Source organism: Costertonia aggregata (assembly GCF_013402795.1).
In the GTDB taxonomy this organism is placed as follows: Bacteria; Bacteroidota; Bacteroidia; order Flavobacteriales; family Flavobacteriaceae; genus Costertonia; species Costertonia aggregata.
In genome coordinates, this window is record NZ_CP058595.1 from 1,168,698 (window position 1) to 1,184,779 (window position 16,082).

A 16,082-nucleotide genomic window follows, 5' to 3' on the forward strand; every position below is an offset into this window, starting at 1 on the left:
TCGTCAACATTGTGCATTGCATTTAATTCAATGTATAGAACCAAAATTTCAACTGAATTAACACCCTTATCTATGATTAATAGAATCATTGATTTTTCAATCAATAACAAATTTATAATCGGTCTGCTCACGCTGGCATTGATTGGTGCTGGTATATATAGTATGACCCAAGTGCCCATTGATGCCGTGCCGGATATTACTAATAACCAAGTACAGGTCATCACACAATCCCCTAATCTGGGAACGGAAGATATTGAGCAATTCGTAACCTATCCCGTCGAAGTTGCAATGAGCAACTTGCCCAATGTAAAGGAAATTCGTTCGGTGTCCCGCTTTGGCCTTTCCGTAGTAACCGTCGTTTTTGACGATGATATGGGTACCTATTTACCGCGTCAACTTGTTTCTGAAAAACTGACCGAAGTACGTGAACAAATCCCAGAGGGTTTTGGACAGCCAAGTATGGGGCCAATTTCAACAGGTTTGGGGGAAGTGTACCAATATACCTTAAAGGTAGAACCTGAATTTGAAGATAAATATTCATTATCCGATTTACGTACAATGCAAGATTGGATTGTGCAACGGCAAATGGCAATGGTGCCTGGTGTTGTAGAAATTAATGCCATCGGCGGAAAAATAAAGCAATATGAGGTGGCCGTCGACCCTAATGAATTAAAGGCAATCGGCCTTACTATTACCGATGTGTTCGAAGCATTGGAAGCGAACAATAAAAATACAGGTGGTGCGTACATTGAGAAAAACCATCAGGCGAACTTCATTCGAGGTGAAGGTTTGGTGCGAAGCCTTGATGATATTAAAAAAATCGTCATCAAAAATGAAAATGGTGTGCCCATTACCATAAGTGATGTTGCAGATGTGCGCTTTGGTTCTGCCGTGCGCTATGGGGCTTTGACGCAGGACGGCGAAGGTGAGGTCGTTGGCGGTCTTGTTATGATGCTCAAAGGGGCAAACTCAAACGAGGTTATTGTACGTGTGAAAGACCGGATGGCCGAAATACAGAAATCCCTTCCTGAAGGGGTTGTCATTCAGCCCTTATTGGATAGAAGTAAGCTTATAAGTGAAACAACCGGCACGGTGCGTAACAATCTACTCGAAGGTGCGCTTATCGTGATTTTCGTACTTGTTTTCCTTTTAGGAAACTGGCGTGGTGGTCTTATTGTGGCTTCGACTATCCCTTTATCGCTATTGTTCGCTTTTATACTAATGAACGTTTTTGACGTATGGGCGAACTTGATGAGTTTAGGTGCTATCGATTTTGGTATCATCGTAGATGGGGCGGTCATCATCGTGGAAGCCAGCGTATTCTTAATGGGAAGCTACATCCTAAAAAAGAAGTCTTTAAACAAGGAAAAACGTGATGAGATAGCCGCAAATGCATCAAAGAAAATGATGAATGCCGCCTTCTTTGGGCAATTGATAATTCTAATTGTGTTCTTGCCCATACTGGCTTTGGAAGGCATCGAGGGCAAAATGTTTAAACCAATGGCGCTCACATTCATATTTGCAATGATTGGTGCTATGTTTCTTTGCCTGACATACGTTCCAATGATGTCCGCACTATTTTTAAAACCACCCAAGACGGAAAAAAAATCTTGGGGCGACCGTTTCGTGCATTGGGTACAGCGGAAGTATGAACCACTTTTGGTCAAGACTTTAAACAAGGGAAAATGGATTGTGGGTATTGCCGTCGCCATATTTGCCCTAACCGTTTTTATGTTTACAAGAATGGGTGGCGAATTCATTCCCCAACTGGATGAAGGCGATATTGCATTTCACACCATACTTAAACCCGGAAGCTCACTAAGCGAAACGATTGAGACCACTACTAAAGTTGAGCGTATCATAAAGGCCGAATTTCCGGAAGTTGAGAAAATTGTAAGCCGTATCGGTGTGGCCGAAGTGCCCACAGACCCGATGCCAATGGATTTCGCTGATGTATTTGTTATTCTAAAACCCCAAGATGAATGGGTGTCTGCCGATGATAAGGATGAACTTATTGATAAAATGAAGGAAGCGGTAAGCATTATCCCGGGCGTAAATTATGAGTTTACCCAACCAATCGAAATGCGCTTTAATGAACTGTTAGAGGGTATTCGAGAAGATGTTGCCATTAAAATTTATGGTGAGGATATAGACGTACTTGCTGCAAAGGCCGATGAGATTACAAAAATCATAGCGGGTACTGAAGGTATAGGCGATATGAGGGCAGAAGCAACTTCTGGATTGCCCCAAATGACCATTAAATACAATCGCAACAAACTGGCACAGTATGGTGTGAGTATCGACCAACTCAATACAATGGTACAGTCCGCTTTTGCGGGTGGATATGCAGGGGTCATTTTTGAAGGCGAAAAGCGTTTTGACTTAGTGGTTCGGCTCGACGAGCAGAACCGTACTGACATCAATGACATCAGAAATCTGTACATCAATTTGCCTAACGGCTCGCAGATTCCGCTTCAAGAACTGGCCACAATCGAATACGAACCAGGTCCGATGCAGATAAGCCGGGACAATACCAACCGAAGAACCTACGTGGGTGTAAATGTGCGCGGACGTGATGTGGAATCATTAGTTAACGAGATTAAGGATAAACTGGACGCAAATCTTGAATTACCACCAGGCTATTTTATTCGGTATGGTGGTGCATTTGAAAATCTTGAAAGAGCAAGCGAGCGATTACAGACTGTGGTCCCGATTGCTTTATTGTTGATTTTTATCTTGATTTATTTCGCATTAAAATCCTTTCCGCAGACCTTGATGATTTACTTGGCCATCCCGATGGCGACCATTGGCGGTGTATTCGCACTATGGCTTCGGGATATGCCTTTCAGTATTTCCGCAGGGGTCGGCTTTATCGTCCTCTTTGGTGTTGCCGTCCTGAACGGACTGGTAATGATTAGCGGTCTAAATGAATTGAAGGAAGAAGGCGTGACCAATTTAAAAGACCGAATAATTGAAGGTACAAAACGCAGAATACGTCCCATTATGCTGACGGCCTTTACCGATATTTTAGGATTTCTTCCGATGGCGATATCAGCTTCGGCAGGTGCTGAAGTGCAGCGACCCTTGGCGACCGTGGTAATCGGTGGATTGATAACATCAACGCTTCTGACGCTCTTTATCCTTCCCATCTTTTACCAATGGGTCGAAAAACGGTCGGAACGGAAGAAGAAATTCAATCCAAAATTTGTTACCGCAACAGCCGTGGTCTGCCTTTTATTCACTTCCGCTTTCGCGAAAGCACAACAAGTCCAACCTCAAGATTCTTTACCAATTGTTTCATTGGAAAGAGCAGTAGAAATTTCCAAGGAAAACTATCCGTTATTGAAAACGAAACAGTTGGAAATTCAACGACAGAACGCACTTAAAGGTATTGCTTATGATTTTGGGAACACCCAAGTTTTTACGGGTGGCGAAGAAATAACAGATGGTCAAGGTATATATACTTTAGTTGGTGTAGGGCAACAAAATTTAGACCTCTTGGGTATCGGTGCAAAAAAGCGACTTCAAAAACAACGAATAGCTTTGGCCGAAACCGCTCTCGACCTGTCTGAATTGCAAGTGGAACAGGAAGTGAAAAAGGCTTGGTCGCAGGCATACCAACAGCGACAGAAATTTGAACTGTACCGCGAGCTGGATTCCATTTATTCACAGTTTGAAACCGCAATCCAACTCAACTTTGAAGTAGAAGCCATTTCCAGATTGGAATATTCATCGGCTAAAAACCAAGCATTGCAAATAAGTAACAAACTGCAACAGGCCGAAAGCGATTATGCCATTGCCCTGCAAAAGCTAAATCTCTGGCTGGCAACTGACATTTTTTATTCTGTACCAGATTCGTTTGAAGAAAATGAGGTGGCAGTATTGGGATTGGGTGCGAATTTAGAAAGACATCCAGAGTTGGAACTTTCACAAAGGCGCATCGATGAAGCCGAAGCAAACTATAATGCCGCTCGTGCCGAGCTACTTCCTAAATTAAACCTTCAAGGTGGATTGCAACAGGTCAATGGCGATAACGGATTTTATACCTATCAGGCAGGGATTTCCGTCCCGTTGTTTTCGGGCACCCAGCGCAGTCAAGCCAAAGCCGCTAAAATCGATAGCGAAATCGCAAAGACAAATGCGGACTATACCCAACGCCAACTACAATCTGAATTTCAGCAGGCAGTACAAGCCTATCAAAAATGGAAAACATCTTGGCAGTTTTACAGGGATAAAGCTCTGCCACTTGCAGAAGAACAGCGTAAGGGTGCGTTACTTGCCTACAAGGAAGGTGCGGTGGATTATGCTGCATTCACGCAGATTATACGTGATGCCATAAACACCGAAATGGATGCGCTCGATGCGCTTGACAATTATTTAGATGCCTTGTTTGAACTACAATACTTTCAAAACTAAAAAGATGAAAAAATTAAAATATATACCGATTACCGCAATGCTTATGGCATTGACAATAATTAGTTGTGGCGAGTCAAAAACCGAAAGCGACCACGATGATGCAACACATTCAGAAACAGAAGAAAATCACTCTAAAGAAGATGAAATAGTAACACTTACTGCTAAACAGTATGATGTCCTACAAATGGAAGTCGATACGCTTGCCCAGCGCAATATGAGCGGATACGTAGAAGCGAACGGTCAATTGGAAGTTCCGCCACAAAATGAAGCGACCATCACTACAGTAGTGGGTGCGAACGTGGTTTCTATAGAGGTCATCGAGGGCGATAAGGTCAACAAAGGTCAGACGGTGGCCTATCTGTCACATCCCAATATTATTCAGAAACAGACGGATTACCTCAATGCATATAGTAACAGTCAGTTTCTCAAAAAGGAATACGAACGCCAAAAAACTCTTTATGATGCAGGTGTGGGCAGCGGTGCCAATTTCCAAAAAGCAGAAGCGGAATATCAAGCTTCCCGAAGTATGGTGAACGGTTTGGAAGCACAATTACAACAATTAAATGTTAGTGCATCAGGTGTGAGAAATGGCACTATTTATCAAAGGGTTGCGCTACGAAGTCCTATTCAAGGCTTTGTGGAAAAAGTAGAGGTTAAAACAGGACAATATGTAGAACCTCAAACCGACCTAATGGAAATCGTGGACACCCATCACGTACACGCCGATTTGATGGTGTTTGAAAAGGATGTGTACAAAGTAAAGGAAGGACAAACCGTGCGGTTCAATGTCCAATCCATTCCGGGAAAGGAACTGACAGCGGAAATTTATTCCGTAGGAAAAACTTTTGAGCAGAACCCCAAAGCGATACACGTACACGCCGAAATCGAGAACAAGGAAGGCAACCTGATACCAGGAATGTATATTCAAGGGCGCATCCAAACCAACAATACAATGACCACGGCTATTCCTGAAAGTGCCATTGCAGCCGATGGCGAAAAGTCCTTTGTGTTTTCAGCAAAAAAGGAAGGCGAGGATTGGAAGTTTATGCCCGTGGAAATCATAAAAGGAACTCACGATGGCGATTGGATTGCCATTGATTTTCTAATGGAACAAGAACCAAATACTAAGTATGCCTTTAATAACGCCTACTACTTAATGGCAGAAATGAAAAAAGGGGAAAACGAGGAAGAAGGACATTAAAAAATGGACAAAAAAAGAAAACAAAATTTAAAGGAAGCAAGAACGCTTCAGATATGGAATGTCATCTATGACATTATCGAGGTGGTCGTATCGCTTATAGCCGGATTCACGGCAAACAGTTCAGCATTAATAGGCTGGGGATTGGACAGCACCATCGAAGTCATTAGTGCAGGAACGCTCGGTTGGCGATTGCACGGCGAAATCAAGGGTCTGGATGAAAAGCGTGTAGAGCAAAGAAAAATGACAACCCTTTATGTCATCGCAATATCCTTTGCCCTCATCTGCATTTTCATATCCTATGATTCTATTTCAAAATTAATAAGTCAAGAAACGGCATCTTGGTCTACGGTGGGTATTGGTATACTGATAGTTTCCTTAGTGGTAAATCCATTTTTGATTTATTACAAAAGAAAGTACGGACATAAACTGGATAGCCCTGCTCTGCTTGCAGATGCCAAGGATACTTTTATCTGTCTATATCAAACCGTAGTAGTACTAATAGGCCTATTGCTCGTGAAATGGCTGGGCTGGTGGTGGGCCGACCCCGTTGCGGCATTGTTGATAGTGCCATATGCGGCAAAAGAGGGTTTGAAAGCATTTTCCAAGGCACAAAAAATCAAAAACAGCATCGATAAGAAATGAAAGAAATAGAAAAAAGATTGAATGACAATGGGGTTCGCCCCACGGCAATGCGCATATTGATTTATAAGTATATGGCCGAAAAAGAAATTGCGGTTGCGCTCACGGATATCGAGAACGTTTTCGCGAAAGCGGACAGGACTACTCTGTACCGCACCCTCAAAACCTTTGAGCAAAAAGGTATCGTACACCAGATAGATGATGGCACCCATATTTCGAAATTTGCATTGTGCGAACCGGGTTGCAACTGTGAACTTGAACAAGATTTGCACTTGCATTTTCATTGCACTAACTGTGACGAAACGGTTTGTTTAACGGAACAAAAAATCCCGCATATCAACTTACCCGATGGTTATGTCGCCGAAGATGCCAATTTGGTGCTCAAAGGTATTTGCGAGAAGTGTAGTGGATAATCAATGTACTTCCGTTGCATACTTAATTTAAAGAATTTTACAATATGAAAAAGAAAAAAATAAACCTACGGGATATAGACACTAATAAGCATTCAGGCGAGCACAGTCACGATGACGGCCATAACCATAGCAGCCCTGAAGAAATTTCAAATTTTAGAACCTATCTACCAGCTATTTTCAGCTTTGTGATGTTGATAGCAGGAATCGCTATTGATTACTTTGATGCGTTTCCTTTCTTCAAAGGATGGATTCGCGTAGTATGGTACACGGTAGCCTATATCCCTGTTGGTTTTCCGGTGATAAGAGAAGGCTGGAAAAGTATTAAAAATGGTGATTTTTTTACGGAATTCTTCTTAATGTCCATAGCCACTTTAGGTGCATTTGCCATTGGCGAATATCCCGAAGGTGTTGCCGTAATGCTGTTTTATGCTGTGGGCGAACTCTTCCAAAATGCGGCCGTTAACCGTGCGAAAGGAAATATAAAAGCCTTACTCGATGTAAGACCAAATGAAGCTTTGGTTTATCGTGATGGCGACTTTGTTTCAGTAAATCCCGAGACTGTTGAAATCGGTGAAAAGATACAGGTACGTGTAGGCGAAAAAGTTCCGCTTGATGGTATTCTGCTTTCTGAAAAGGGTTCTTTTAATACTGCTGCCTTGACCGGCGAAAGCAAACCTGATACGATTGCTAAAGGTGATACTGTTTTTGCAGGAAGCATAAATCTTGATGGTGTAATCGAGATTGAAACCACTAAAGAATTTAAGGATAGTTCCATTGCACGAATTCTGGATATGGTGCAAAATGCAACTGCCAGAAAATCAAAGACCGAATTGTTCATTAGAAAATTTGCACGAATTTATACGCCTATTGTTGTATTCCTCGCCATCGGACTTACGTTCCTACCTTTCTTTTTTGTAGATGACTACGTGTTTAGGGATTGGCTATATAGAGCATTGATATTCCTCGTGATTTCGTGTCCTTGTGCGTTGGTCATCTCTATTCCTCTCGGCTATTTTGGCGGTTTGGGTACGGCATCGCGCAATGGTATTCTTTTTAAAGGTGCATCCTTTTTAGATGCAACGACCCAAGTAAACACGGTCGTAATGGACAAAACAGGAACCGTTACCAAAGGGGTTTTTAAAATCAAAGAAATCAATTCCATCACATTTGAGGAAGCCGAATTTATGAAGTACTTGATGGCAATGGAAGAGCAATCTACCCATCCTATTGCAAAAGCGATTCTCGAATACAAAGCAGACGGTTCGGATTATGAAGCGACTGATGTTTCAGAGGTTGCTGGAAAGGGATTGAAGGGAACAGTTAATGGGAAAACGGTGTTGGTAGGCAACAAAGCTTTGATGACTTCAAACAACATAGAAGTTCCTTCAGAAACAGATGGTATTGTAGAATCCATCGTAATGGTATCCATTGATGGAAATTTTGCAGGTTATGTAACCATTGCAGATGAATTGAAGGATGATGCGCACCAAGCCATTAAACAAATTAGAGATGCAGGGATTTCAAAAATCATAATGCTATCAGGCGACAAAGATTCAATTACACAACAGGTTGCAAAAGAGCTGAACATCGATTGGGCAAAAGGTGGGTTGTTACCCGAAGATAAACTGAATGAGGTGGAAGAGCTCAAAAAGCAACCCGAAACCAAAGTTGCATTTATTGGTGATGGTATTAATGATGCACCCGTTTTGGCAGCAAGTGGTGTAGGTATTGCAATGGGTGGTTTGGGTAGCGACGTTGCTATAGAAACAGCCGATGTTATCATACAGACCGACCAACCCAGTAAGATTGCAAGAGCGATTAAAATTGGTCGTTCAACGCGAAGAATTGTCTGGCAGAATATTGGGCTTGCCTTTGGTGTAAAGGTTATAGTCCTCATTCTCGGGGCAGGTGGTCTCGCAACAATGTGGGAAGCCGTTTTTGCAGATGTAGGTGTTGCGCTGCTTGCTATCCTCAATGCCGTCAGATTGCAGAAAATGAAGTGGCAGGATTCTTAGAACGCTTATTACGGCCGAGCAAATGAAAGTAGTTTCAAATAAATTAAAGCTATCTTTATAAGTCAGAATAAGTCTTAATCAATGATTCACATTTTCACAACAGGTGGCACAATCGAGGGGCTGGACTATATTGATGATAGTGGTATAATGTCATCCGACGTAGGGATTGAAGATTTTTTGGATAAAGCAAATATAAATTTTGAATATACCATAGAAGGTGTTTTCAAAAAAGACAGTCGTGCCATAACAGATGATGACAGAAAGTTGTTGGCGAGCAAGATAAAGGAAACTAATGCGACTAAGATACTGATTACCCACGGTACTTTCACAATGGAAGATACTGCAAAATATATAGGAAAACTCAATTTGAACAAAACAATCGTTTTGGTTGGGGCTTTCATATTAGGTTCATCTGCAGAGACAGATGCACCATTTAATTTAGGGTATGCAATTAGCTCTTTACAGCTTCTAAAACCGGATGTTTATATTGCTATGAACGGACAAATTTTTAATTGGAACAATGTTTCCAAGAATTTAGAAACCAACAAATTTGAGCGCAATGAGTAGTAAAATAGATGTTTGGTACTTCGATACATTGGACGACTTTTTTCTATCTATTAATAGATACGTTCATAGTATTGCTTACACTCTACTTTTCCAGAAAGAAAACGCGTAGTAGTCTAAGGCGTTTCCTCTACCTCGGAATCTTGTTTGTTGCTTATAATGCTACTGGTGGTTTTTTACCAATTGACAACTTCCCAGGTCCTTTTATTTTGCAGTATATTATTACCTATGGTGTTGCCATCGCCTTGTGTGTTTATATCGTTTATTATCTCTACAAAGAGTACGATATTGTCGTTTTAAAATTCAACTCATCCATAAGAAACCTTGCTATACTCGCAAGCGTGAGTTTTGTAGTGCTGTTTCTTATCCCTTATTTCCTGACAGATTCACTTAATTCTGCACGTTTTCTATTTACCATTCCTATATCTGCTGTCGCTTTTGTTTTTCTGTTTATTTTCTATCGTCGCATATCGAATCCCAGCAATCCAAATCCTTTCATAGTAAGACGAAACAAACTCTCAATGGTAAGTGTAGCAAGTATTGCCCTGTTACCTATCTGCACAGTCATCGGCGACTATCAATGGATAACATTTACCGTAATGAACTTGGCTTTCTTTGCCATAACCGCCATTGAAGCAGATAGGTATTTGTACTTCATAGAAAACAATAACCGAATGTATGAGGTCTTTGCGTTGAAGAAAAAACAACGTGACGAATCGGTCGAGCGCAAAATCATCTATGAAGATTTGACCCGTAGAGAAATCGAAGTGGCTTTGTCAATTTTAAGTAATTTAAGCTACAGAAACATCGCCAAAGATTTATTCATTGCAGAAAGTACCGTATCAAAACACGCATCAAATATCTTCAAAAAAACGGGCGTAAAGAATAGGCGTGAATTTTTGAAGCGATTTCGGAAGAAAAAGTAAGTAAATTGAGTTTATATAAAAACCACTATTTGCAGTACCTAACAAATAATCCGTAGAAAAATACGGACTATTCCGTAATTATATACGGCACGTTTTCCTTGTACAATTACAAAGTAAAGCTACTTTACACATAGTTCCCTAAAATACAACAATGAGCCACAAATTTTATGTTCCGTGACTTTCATTTACATCATTTTGTAGGACTATGACAACCACCAATAAATCGTATCAACTAAATCCCATTTCTATGGTTTACAACGTTAAAGTTCCTGCTTATGAATTCGCAATTACAATCAAAAAAATTATTAAAGGATCTGGATGAGTTTAAAATTCAGAATGGAAATATTTTAGAACAGGCATATCTTTCCATCAAAGCCTGTCGCAAACTATTGAGTTCTTACAAAAAGGAAATCATTGACACTAAATTTCAGACGATACAAGATGAAATAAATTTCTTTAAAAAGGTAAAGCAGGTTCCTCTTATAAGGCTCATCTACTTTTCAGAAATACATTCCTTTGAGATTCAACTTCCAAAGGGCGATAAGGATGCCCAACTAAAATCGATTAAAAAGAAAATCAGCAAAATAAATCGCTTTTTCCTGTACAATATCGATTTTGGACGTTATGTAAATTCCGGTGCTACCCATTTTGACAAGGAATACTACACCAGAGATTATCTCGAAACATTCCATATAACAACTTCCAAATTTTACTTTCAAGACCCAGAGTTTTGCACACCAAGGGATATGCTACTTGGCAAATACAAGGCGTATGATTTGTTAGTGATATATTTGGATGAAAAAAAGCATCGAATTCGGAAAGGATTGAACGGCAAATTAAATGGTGCTAAACCAATTGAAAAGATACATTGGCCATTTTCAAATACAGATTATGTTGAACTCGTTTATGCACTCTGCTCAAAGGGATTGGGCAAACAGGATAATCAAGCCATAATGCAGGTTTCCAAAAAAATGCAACAGCTTTTCGATATTGAGCCAAAGGACATCTACAAAACCTATCAGGACATCAAAAACCGCAAGAACAGTAGGACACTATTTCTCGATGAGCTTTCCACCTCGTTACTGATAGAAATGGACAAAAGCGAAGAATAACAAGCTATTTTACTGTTAACAAAAGACCGTACTACGGTTGACCTACGGTCTTTTTATTTTGGAAGGCGTCTTCATATAATTTGATATGATTTAGCACACCGTTTCCACTTTAGAAGCACCATAATACTACAAAACCCATCAAATTTCAAAATGTTAAATTTTGACCGTAGTACGGTCGTACTGGGGAATAAAATCCAATAAACCTATTCAAATTTGTAGAACGAAAGTCAAATCAGGTCAGGGACTATCATTTAAAATCATAAACCCAGATAGTCCCTTTCTTTTAAAACCGTTCTATTATGCCAACAAGTATTATTACCACAGACGACCTTCGGGAATTCAAAATGGAATTGCTCGATGACATTAAACAATTACTTACCAGACAAGCCAGCGGGAAACTCAAAAAATACCTCAAATCTTCTGAGGTTATGGACTTGCTACAAGTAAGTCCAGGCACTTTACAAAATCTTCGTATCAATGGCACATTACCATACACCAAGGTGGGTGGCATTATCTATTACGATACCGAGGAAATTCAAAAAGTTATGGATGCCAACCGTGTGCACCACGGTCTAAATTCTTAAGCGATGAACTATATAAAGCTACTTAATGCGGCTTTTGAAAAGTTCTATTTTGATGACCGCCTTAACCCATCCCATATCAGTTTGTATATGGCGCTATTCCAAGAATGGAACAGTTGCCGCTTTATGGATGAATTTTATGTAAACCGTCGCGATTTGATGCGATGTGCTAAAATAGGTTCTAAGTCTACATATCACAGATGCATCGTCGAGTTAGATTCTTGGCAATACTTAACCTATTTCCCTTCCAACAATCCCTACAAAGGCAGCAAAATAAAGATGGCCATTATTGGGACAAGCGATGAACCGGTTGTGGGACAGTACAATCCCATTTTAGAACAGCTTGCGGAACAGTACCATCCCAGAGGTGTACCGCTTGAGGGACACCACCATCCCAAAAATGGACAGGTTGCGAACCAGCACCGTCCCATAGATGGACAAGCATTGGTATCTAATACAAACAATATCAAACAAGAAAACTATATAAAACAACCAAAGGGCTGGCAGGCCGTTTTTATTTTTTTTGAAGAAAAAGGTTTTGATGCTGATGAAGCTAAAAAATTCTATGAGCATTACCAGACCAGAAATTGGCAAACTGGCGATGGCAAGGAAATCAGAGATTGGCGAGCCGTAGCCATCAACTGGATGGACAGAACCGAAATATTCGACGAGGAAAACAAACCAAACAAAAAACAAGCGTCCCAAATCAAGGACAACTTGCGAACCACTAAAAACAAAGATTATGGACAACCCCTCTAAAATAACCGAAGGTGGCGTGGAATATTCGCTCGGAAAATTTGATGGTAAAAGTGTGATCTATGATTTTCCAAAAATCTTGATTTACCTGAATGCCAAAGGCAAACTTTTGTTTGGCGAAAAGTTTAGGATATATGATGAAGACAAGGATATTTTGCTGAAGCTCTGTTCCTACTTCATCAAGGATAAAGACAACTGTGAGACTTATGGTATTGACATTGACAAAGGCATTCTACTTTCCGGACCCGTTGGCTGCGGCAAAACCAGTTTGATGAAATTGTTGCGCCATTTGGTTCCACTACAAAGACCTTACGAAATGATTCCCTGCCGGAATGTAACCTTCAGTTTCAACCATCTTGGGTTTAAAACGGTTGAAGAGTATGGTAATACCAAATTTTACTGTTTTGATGATTTAGGTGTGGAACCATCTGGTAGATTCTACGGAAAGGATTTGAACGTAATGGGCGAAGTGCTCTTATCCCGATACGAGCTTTACTTACAAACCAAACACAAAATCAAGACGCACGCCACAACCAATCTCAATGCTGAAGAACTGGAAGAACGCTATGGTAATCGTGTGCGTAGCCGAATGCGAGAACTTTTTAATTTGATTGCTTTTGATACTAAAGCTGGGGATAAACGGAAGTGAATTTAAGGTATGGCTTTTTAACAACAATTTTTATTTTCTTGAATCGGCGGACAAGCCACAGTACCATAAGAACAGAATACACAACAATCCCCTTCTTTTGGTTTCAGAACCGTTTTGCAATTCTCACATTCATAAAAGAATTGACAGGCGGTGGTTGGCATTTCTTCAGCCTTTTTGTGGCCGCATTCTGGACAGGTAATCGTAGATTTTAATTGAATCTTCATTATTCTATTATTTTGTACCCCGTGCTTTCTATAGCTTTTCGGATTGTGGGCAAATCGGTTTTGGTCTTGTCAAATTCCACTATGGTATTAGCATTTTCGTAGCTGGCTTTGATAGAAATAATTCCGTCCAATTTATTGACTTCGCTTTCTACGTGTGCCTCACAACCTGCACAGGTCATTCCAGCGACTTCAAAAGTCTGTTTTTTGATATTGGATTGAGAGACATAGACGATATCCTTGGCGGGCTGTGCATAAAATAGATTGGAATAGTACGGGAAGGCCAGCATCAATGCGGCGAATAGTGTTACTATCAATAAGAACCGTTTGGATTGCCAAAACGATGGTTTCGCATCATCTTCACAGGCGCAATCTATTTCTTCCTGTGTTTTCGGTCGTAGTTTCTGGTACCAGGCAAAGACCAAAACAATAATGGTCAAGCCGATAAGATAGGGTCTAAATGGCTCGACCCAAGAGAATGTAGATGCAATTCCGCTTGTTCCAGCAATTAATGCCAAGACAGGGGTTATACAACATATTGATGCTGCAACTGCGGTAAAAATGCCGGTATAGGCCGCGGTATTTGAAGTTTTATTCGGTGCCATAATGTAAACTTTCTAAGCTGTTTTCTTTCTTGCTGAAATTGAATTGAAAATTCCATTCAAAACATTGTCCTCACTCTTTACCAGCGAATAATACAATGTTTGCCCTTCACGTCTCGATGTAATAATTCCCGCATCCTTCATTTTACGGATATGTTGGGATACGGCAGGAACACTCATTTCAAGAATGTCAGCAATATCGCAAGGACACAGTTCATTCTCTATGTTCAATAGAAATAGAATTTTCAGTCGTACCTCGCTTCCCGCAAGAGACAAAATTTTGCTTATTGCTTCTAAGCTACCTGAAGAATTCTCTATGGTTTCCTTACATCTCGATATTTGCTTCTTGTCTGCTTCGTTCCGTGTACAGGTTATTTCCAAGCTCATCTTTTTTGATTTAAAGTGGCCACAAATATATCATTATTATATTATTTAAGCAAATACTTAAATACACTATTGAATAAATTGTTTTTTATAATGTGTAGATAATAAACTTAGGTAATCTAACTTCTAAAGGATTTGTACAGTAAAATAACTTCTGAAACACATTGTAAAACAATGTCCTTCAAGCTCTTCGTTAACTCTAAAAAAATATCTTTCATAATTCTATTGATTTTTGAATGGATAATAATATCGATAGTGCAATGCGTTCAATATTGTTATTATCCAAAATATAGCTGCCTTCATCTTTATTGCTCAAAAAACCCAATTCCAATAGTAATGAGGCGCAATACTCAACAGTTTCCCCAAGTACCTGAAAGTTGGCAAACTTCACACCTCGACTTTCATAAGCAATGGCTTCACAAAGGGCTCGTTCAATTTGATAACCTATAAGAACCGATGCTTTTGAGAATTCCTTTTGTTTTCTTGAAGCATAAACCTCTATACCTCTCGCATCTGGATTATCGGAATGATTGCAATGCAAAGACACAAACAAATCAGCATTCAAGGCTTCGGCCAGCTTTGTTCTGTCTGATAAAGAAATAAGCGTATCACTATACCTGGTCAAATAAATATCCAAAGGCTTATCCATTTCTTTATTCAGCTTTAAAATGGCATTTGCAATGGACAAAACCACATCCTTTTCTTGGATGCCATTTATACCAATTGCACCAGAATCTTTTCCGCCGTGTCCAACGTCAATAACAATTCGTTTTTGAGCATCCGTTTCTTGTCCAAAAATGACACACATTTTTAGAAACAAAATCACAAAACTGACGTTTTTGAGCACTTTTTTCATTTTCAATTTTCGGGTTATCAACAACTTCACTTCAAAAATCCATAGGATTTGATGTCAAATAACAGCAACAGAATTCAATCTATATCAAATAATATTTTATTCACAGATATTTGATTTTCAGTTATTTATATTCAAATATATGTAAATTTCCAATAACGAAAATGAACTAAAAATTTAAACTTTTCCGATATGAAAAAATCACACTATTTAGCATCAATTCTTTCGCTCTTATCCACTTCGCTTTTTGCTCAAATTGGTGGCATTGAAGATTCCGTTAACGATGTAGGCGATACCATCAGGACCATATTTCCAATTTTATTAGGTGTCATCTTCTTGGTAGGCTTCCTTTTTAATGCGGGACACTTCTTTGGCGAAAATGCTGACCTTAAAAAAGGGATTACCAGAGTACTTGTATTTGTTTTGATTGCTGGCGCAGTTGTGGGCATCTTCACATACTTAATAGGAATCGTAGTATAAATGAAACGGTTCGAGGTCTATAAAAACATCAGGAAAAGGGCAGTCATATTTGGGCTGCCAATTTCCCTGTTTGCCTTAATGATGGTTTCCGTTTTGGCTTCGTTGCTCATCATCATCTTCTCTTTCAGCTTTGGGATAATAATAGGTGTATTGGTCTTCAATGCTTCCCTATATGTGGCTTTGACAAGAATAACCCACAATCCGCAACTATTCCAAATGGCTAAGGCTTTTCCAAAAATTATCAGTAACAAAAGAAATTCAGGCTTCGAT

The 16,082-nt window shown here is 39.9% G+C and carries 17 protein-coding genes; 12 read left to right on the forward strand and 5 right to left on the reverse strand.

Features of this window, described 5'->3' with window-relative positions; all coding sequences use genetic code 11:
• Positions 1 to 72 precede the first annotated feature (72 nt).
• From HYG79_RS05360 to HYG79_RS05410, 11 genes are all read left to right on the forward strand, one after another.
• Positions 73 to 4,416 (forward strand): CusA/CzcA family heavy metal efflux RND transporter, encoded by a 4,344-nt coding sequence (locus HYG79_RS05360; RefSeq protein ID WP_133642524.1) that lies wholly within the window; start codon positions 73 to 75, stop codon positions 4,414 to 4,416.
• A gap of 4 nt (positions 4,417 to 4,420) precedes the next feature.
• Complete coding sequence (locus HYG79_RS05365; RefSeq protein ID WP_133642525.1) at positions 4,421 to 5,617, forward strand: efflux RND transporter periplasmic adaptor subunit; 1,197 nt, start codon at positions 4,421 to 4,423, stop codon at positions 5,615 to 5,617.
• Between the two features lie 3 nt (positions 5,618 to 5,620).
• Positions 5,621 to 6,259, forward strand: coding sequence for a cation diffusion facilitator family transporter (locus tag HYG79_RS05370; RefSeq protein WP_133642526.1), 639 nt, complete (start codon positions 5,621 to 5,623; stop codon positions 6,257 to 6,259).
• On the forward strand, positions 6,256 to 6,669 hold the full coding sequence (locus HYG79_RS05375; protein WP_179241117.1) for a Fur family transcriptional regulator: 414 nt from the start codon (positions 6,256 to 6,258) through the stop codon (positions 6,667 to 6,669). The genes HYG79_RS05370 and HYG79_RS05375 overlap by 4 nt, the downstream gene beginning before the upstream one ends.
• Positions 6,670 to 6,713: 44 nt before the next feature.
• The gene (locus HYG79_RS05380; RefSeq protein ID WP_179241118.1) at positions 6,714 to 8,684 is read left to right on the forward strand and encodes a heavy metal translocating P-type ATPase; all 1,971 of its coding nucleotides are present in this window, start codon (positions 6,714 to 6,716) and stop codon (positions 8,682 to 8,684) included.
• Between the two features lie 81 nt (positions 8,685 to 8,765).
• A complete protein-coding gene (locus tag HYG79_RS05385; RefSeq protein WP_133642529.1) occupies positions 8,766 to 9,251 on the forward strand; it encodes an asparaginase domain-containing protein in 486 nt (161 codons plus the stop codon).
• Between the two features lie 518 nt (positions 9,252 to 9,769).
• Positions 9,770 to 10,174 (forward strand): helix-turn-helix domain-containing protein, encoded by a 405-nt coding sequence (locus tag HYG79_RS18045; RefSeq protein ID WP_228027938.1) that lies wholly within the window; start codon positions 9,770 to 9,772, stop codon positions 10,172 to 10,174.
• Between the two features lie 275 nt (positions 10,175 to 10,449).
• Complete coding sequence (locus HYG79_RS05395) at positions 10,450 to 11,286, forward strand: RteC domain-containing protein (RefSeq protein WP_133642531.1); 837 nt, start codon at positions 10,450 to 10,452, stop codon at positions 11,284 to 11,286.
• A gap of 299 nt (positions 11,287 to 11,585) precedes the next feature.
• Positions 11,586 to 11,870 (forward strand): helix-turn-helix domain-containing protein, encoded by a 285-nt coding sequence (locus HYG79_RS05400; RefSeq protein WP_047550478.1) that lies wholly within the window; start codon positions 11,586 to 11,588, stop codon positions 11,868 to 11,870.
• A 3-nt stretch (positions 11,871 to 11,873) separates the two neighbouring features.
• A complete protein-coding gene (locus HYG79_RS05405; RefSeq protein ID WP_133642532.1) occupies positions 11,874 to 12,626 on the forward strand; it encodes a hypothetical protein in 753 nt (250 codons plus the stop codon).
• A complete protein-coding gene (locus tag HYG79_RS05410; RefSeq protein ID WP_008610942.1) occupies positions 12,610 to 13,272 on the forward strand; it encodes an ATPase in 663 nt (220 codons plus the stop codon). Before HYG79_RS05405 ends, HYG79_RS05410 begins: the two co-directional genes overlap by 17 nt.
• A gap of 17 nt (positions 13,273 to 13,289) precedes the next feature.
• Here HYG79_RS05410 and HYG79_RS05415 read toward each other — a convergent pair whose 3' ends face one another.
• From HYG79_RS05415 to HYG79_RS05430, 4 genes are all read right to left on the reverse strand, one after another.
• The gene (locus tag HYG79_RS05415) at positions 13,290 to 13,496 is read right to left on the reverse strand and encodes a GDCCVxC domain-containing (seleno)protein (RefSeq protein WP_008610941.1); all 207 of its coding nucleotides are present in this window, start codon (positions 13,494 to 13,496) and stop codon (positions 13,290 to 13,292) included.
• Positions 13,496 to 14,098, reverse strand: coding sequence for a mercuric transport protein MerTP (merTP, locus tag HYG79_RS05420; RefSeq protein ID WP_008610940.1), 603 nt, complete (start codon positions 14,096 to 14,098; stop codon positions 13,496 to 13,498). The genes HYG79_RS05415 and merTP overlap by 1 nt, the downstream gene beginning before the upstream one ends.
• A gap of 12 nt (positions 14,099 to 14,110) precedes the next feature.
• The gene (locus HYG79_RS05425; protein ID WP_008610939.1) at positions 14,111 to 14,482 is read right to left on the reverse strand and encodes an ArsR/SmtB family transcription factor; all 372 of its coding nucleotides are present in this window, start codon (positions 14,480 to 14,482) and stop codon (positions 14,111 to 14,113) included.
• A 211-nt stretch (positions 14,483 to 14,693) separates the two neighbouring features.
• Positions 14,694 to 15,335 carry an N-acetylmuramoyl-L-alanine amidase family protein gene (locus tag HYG79_RS05430; protein ID WP_133642533.1) on the reverse strand — a complete coding sequence of 214 codons (642 nt, stop codon included), beginning with the start codon at positions 15,333 to 15,335 and terminating at the stop codon, positions 14,694 to 14,696.
• Between the two features lie 189 nt (positions 15,336 to 15,524).
• Between HYG79_RS05430 and HYG79_RS05435 the strand changes: the two genes are divergently transcribed.
• A complete protein-coding gene (locus HYG79_RS05435; protein ID WP_008610937.1) occupies positions 15,525 to 15,812 on the forward strand; it encodes a hypothetical protein in 288 nt (95 codons plus the stop codon).
• A gap of 17 nt (positions 15,813 to 15,829) precedes the next feature.
• Here the strand turns inward: HYG79_RS05435 and HYG79_RS18270 are convergent, their stop codons facing one another.
• Complete coding sequence (locus HYG79_RS18270) at positions 15,830 to 16,063, reverse strand: hypothetical protein (RefSeq protein ID WP_179241119.1); 234 nt, start codon at positions 16,061 to 16,063, stop codon at positions 15,830 to 15,832.
• Between the last annotated feature and the right edge of the window lie 19 nt (positions 16,064 to 16,082).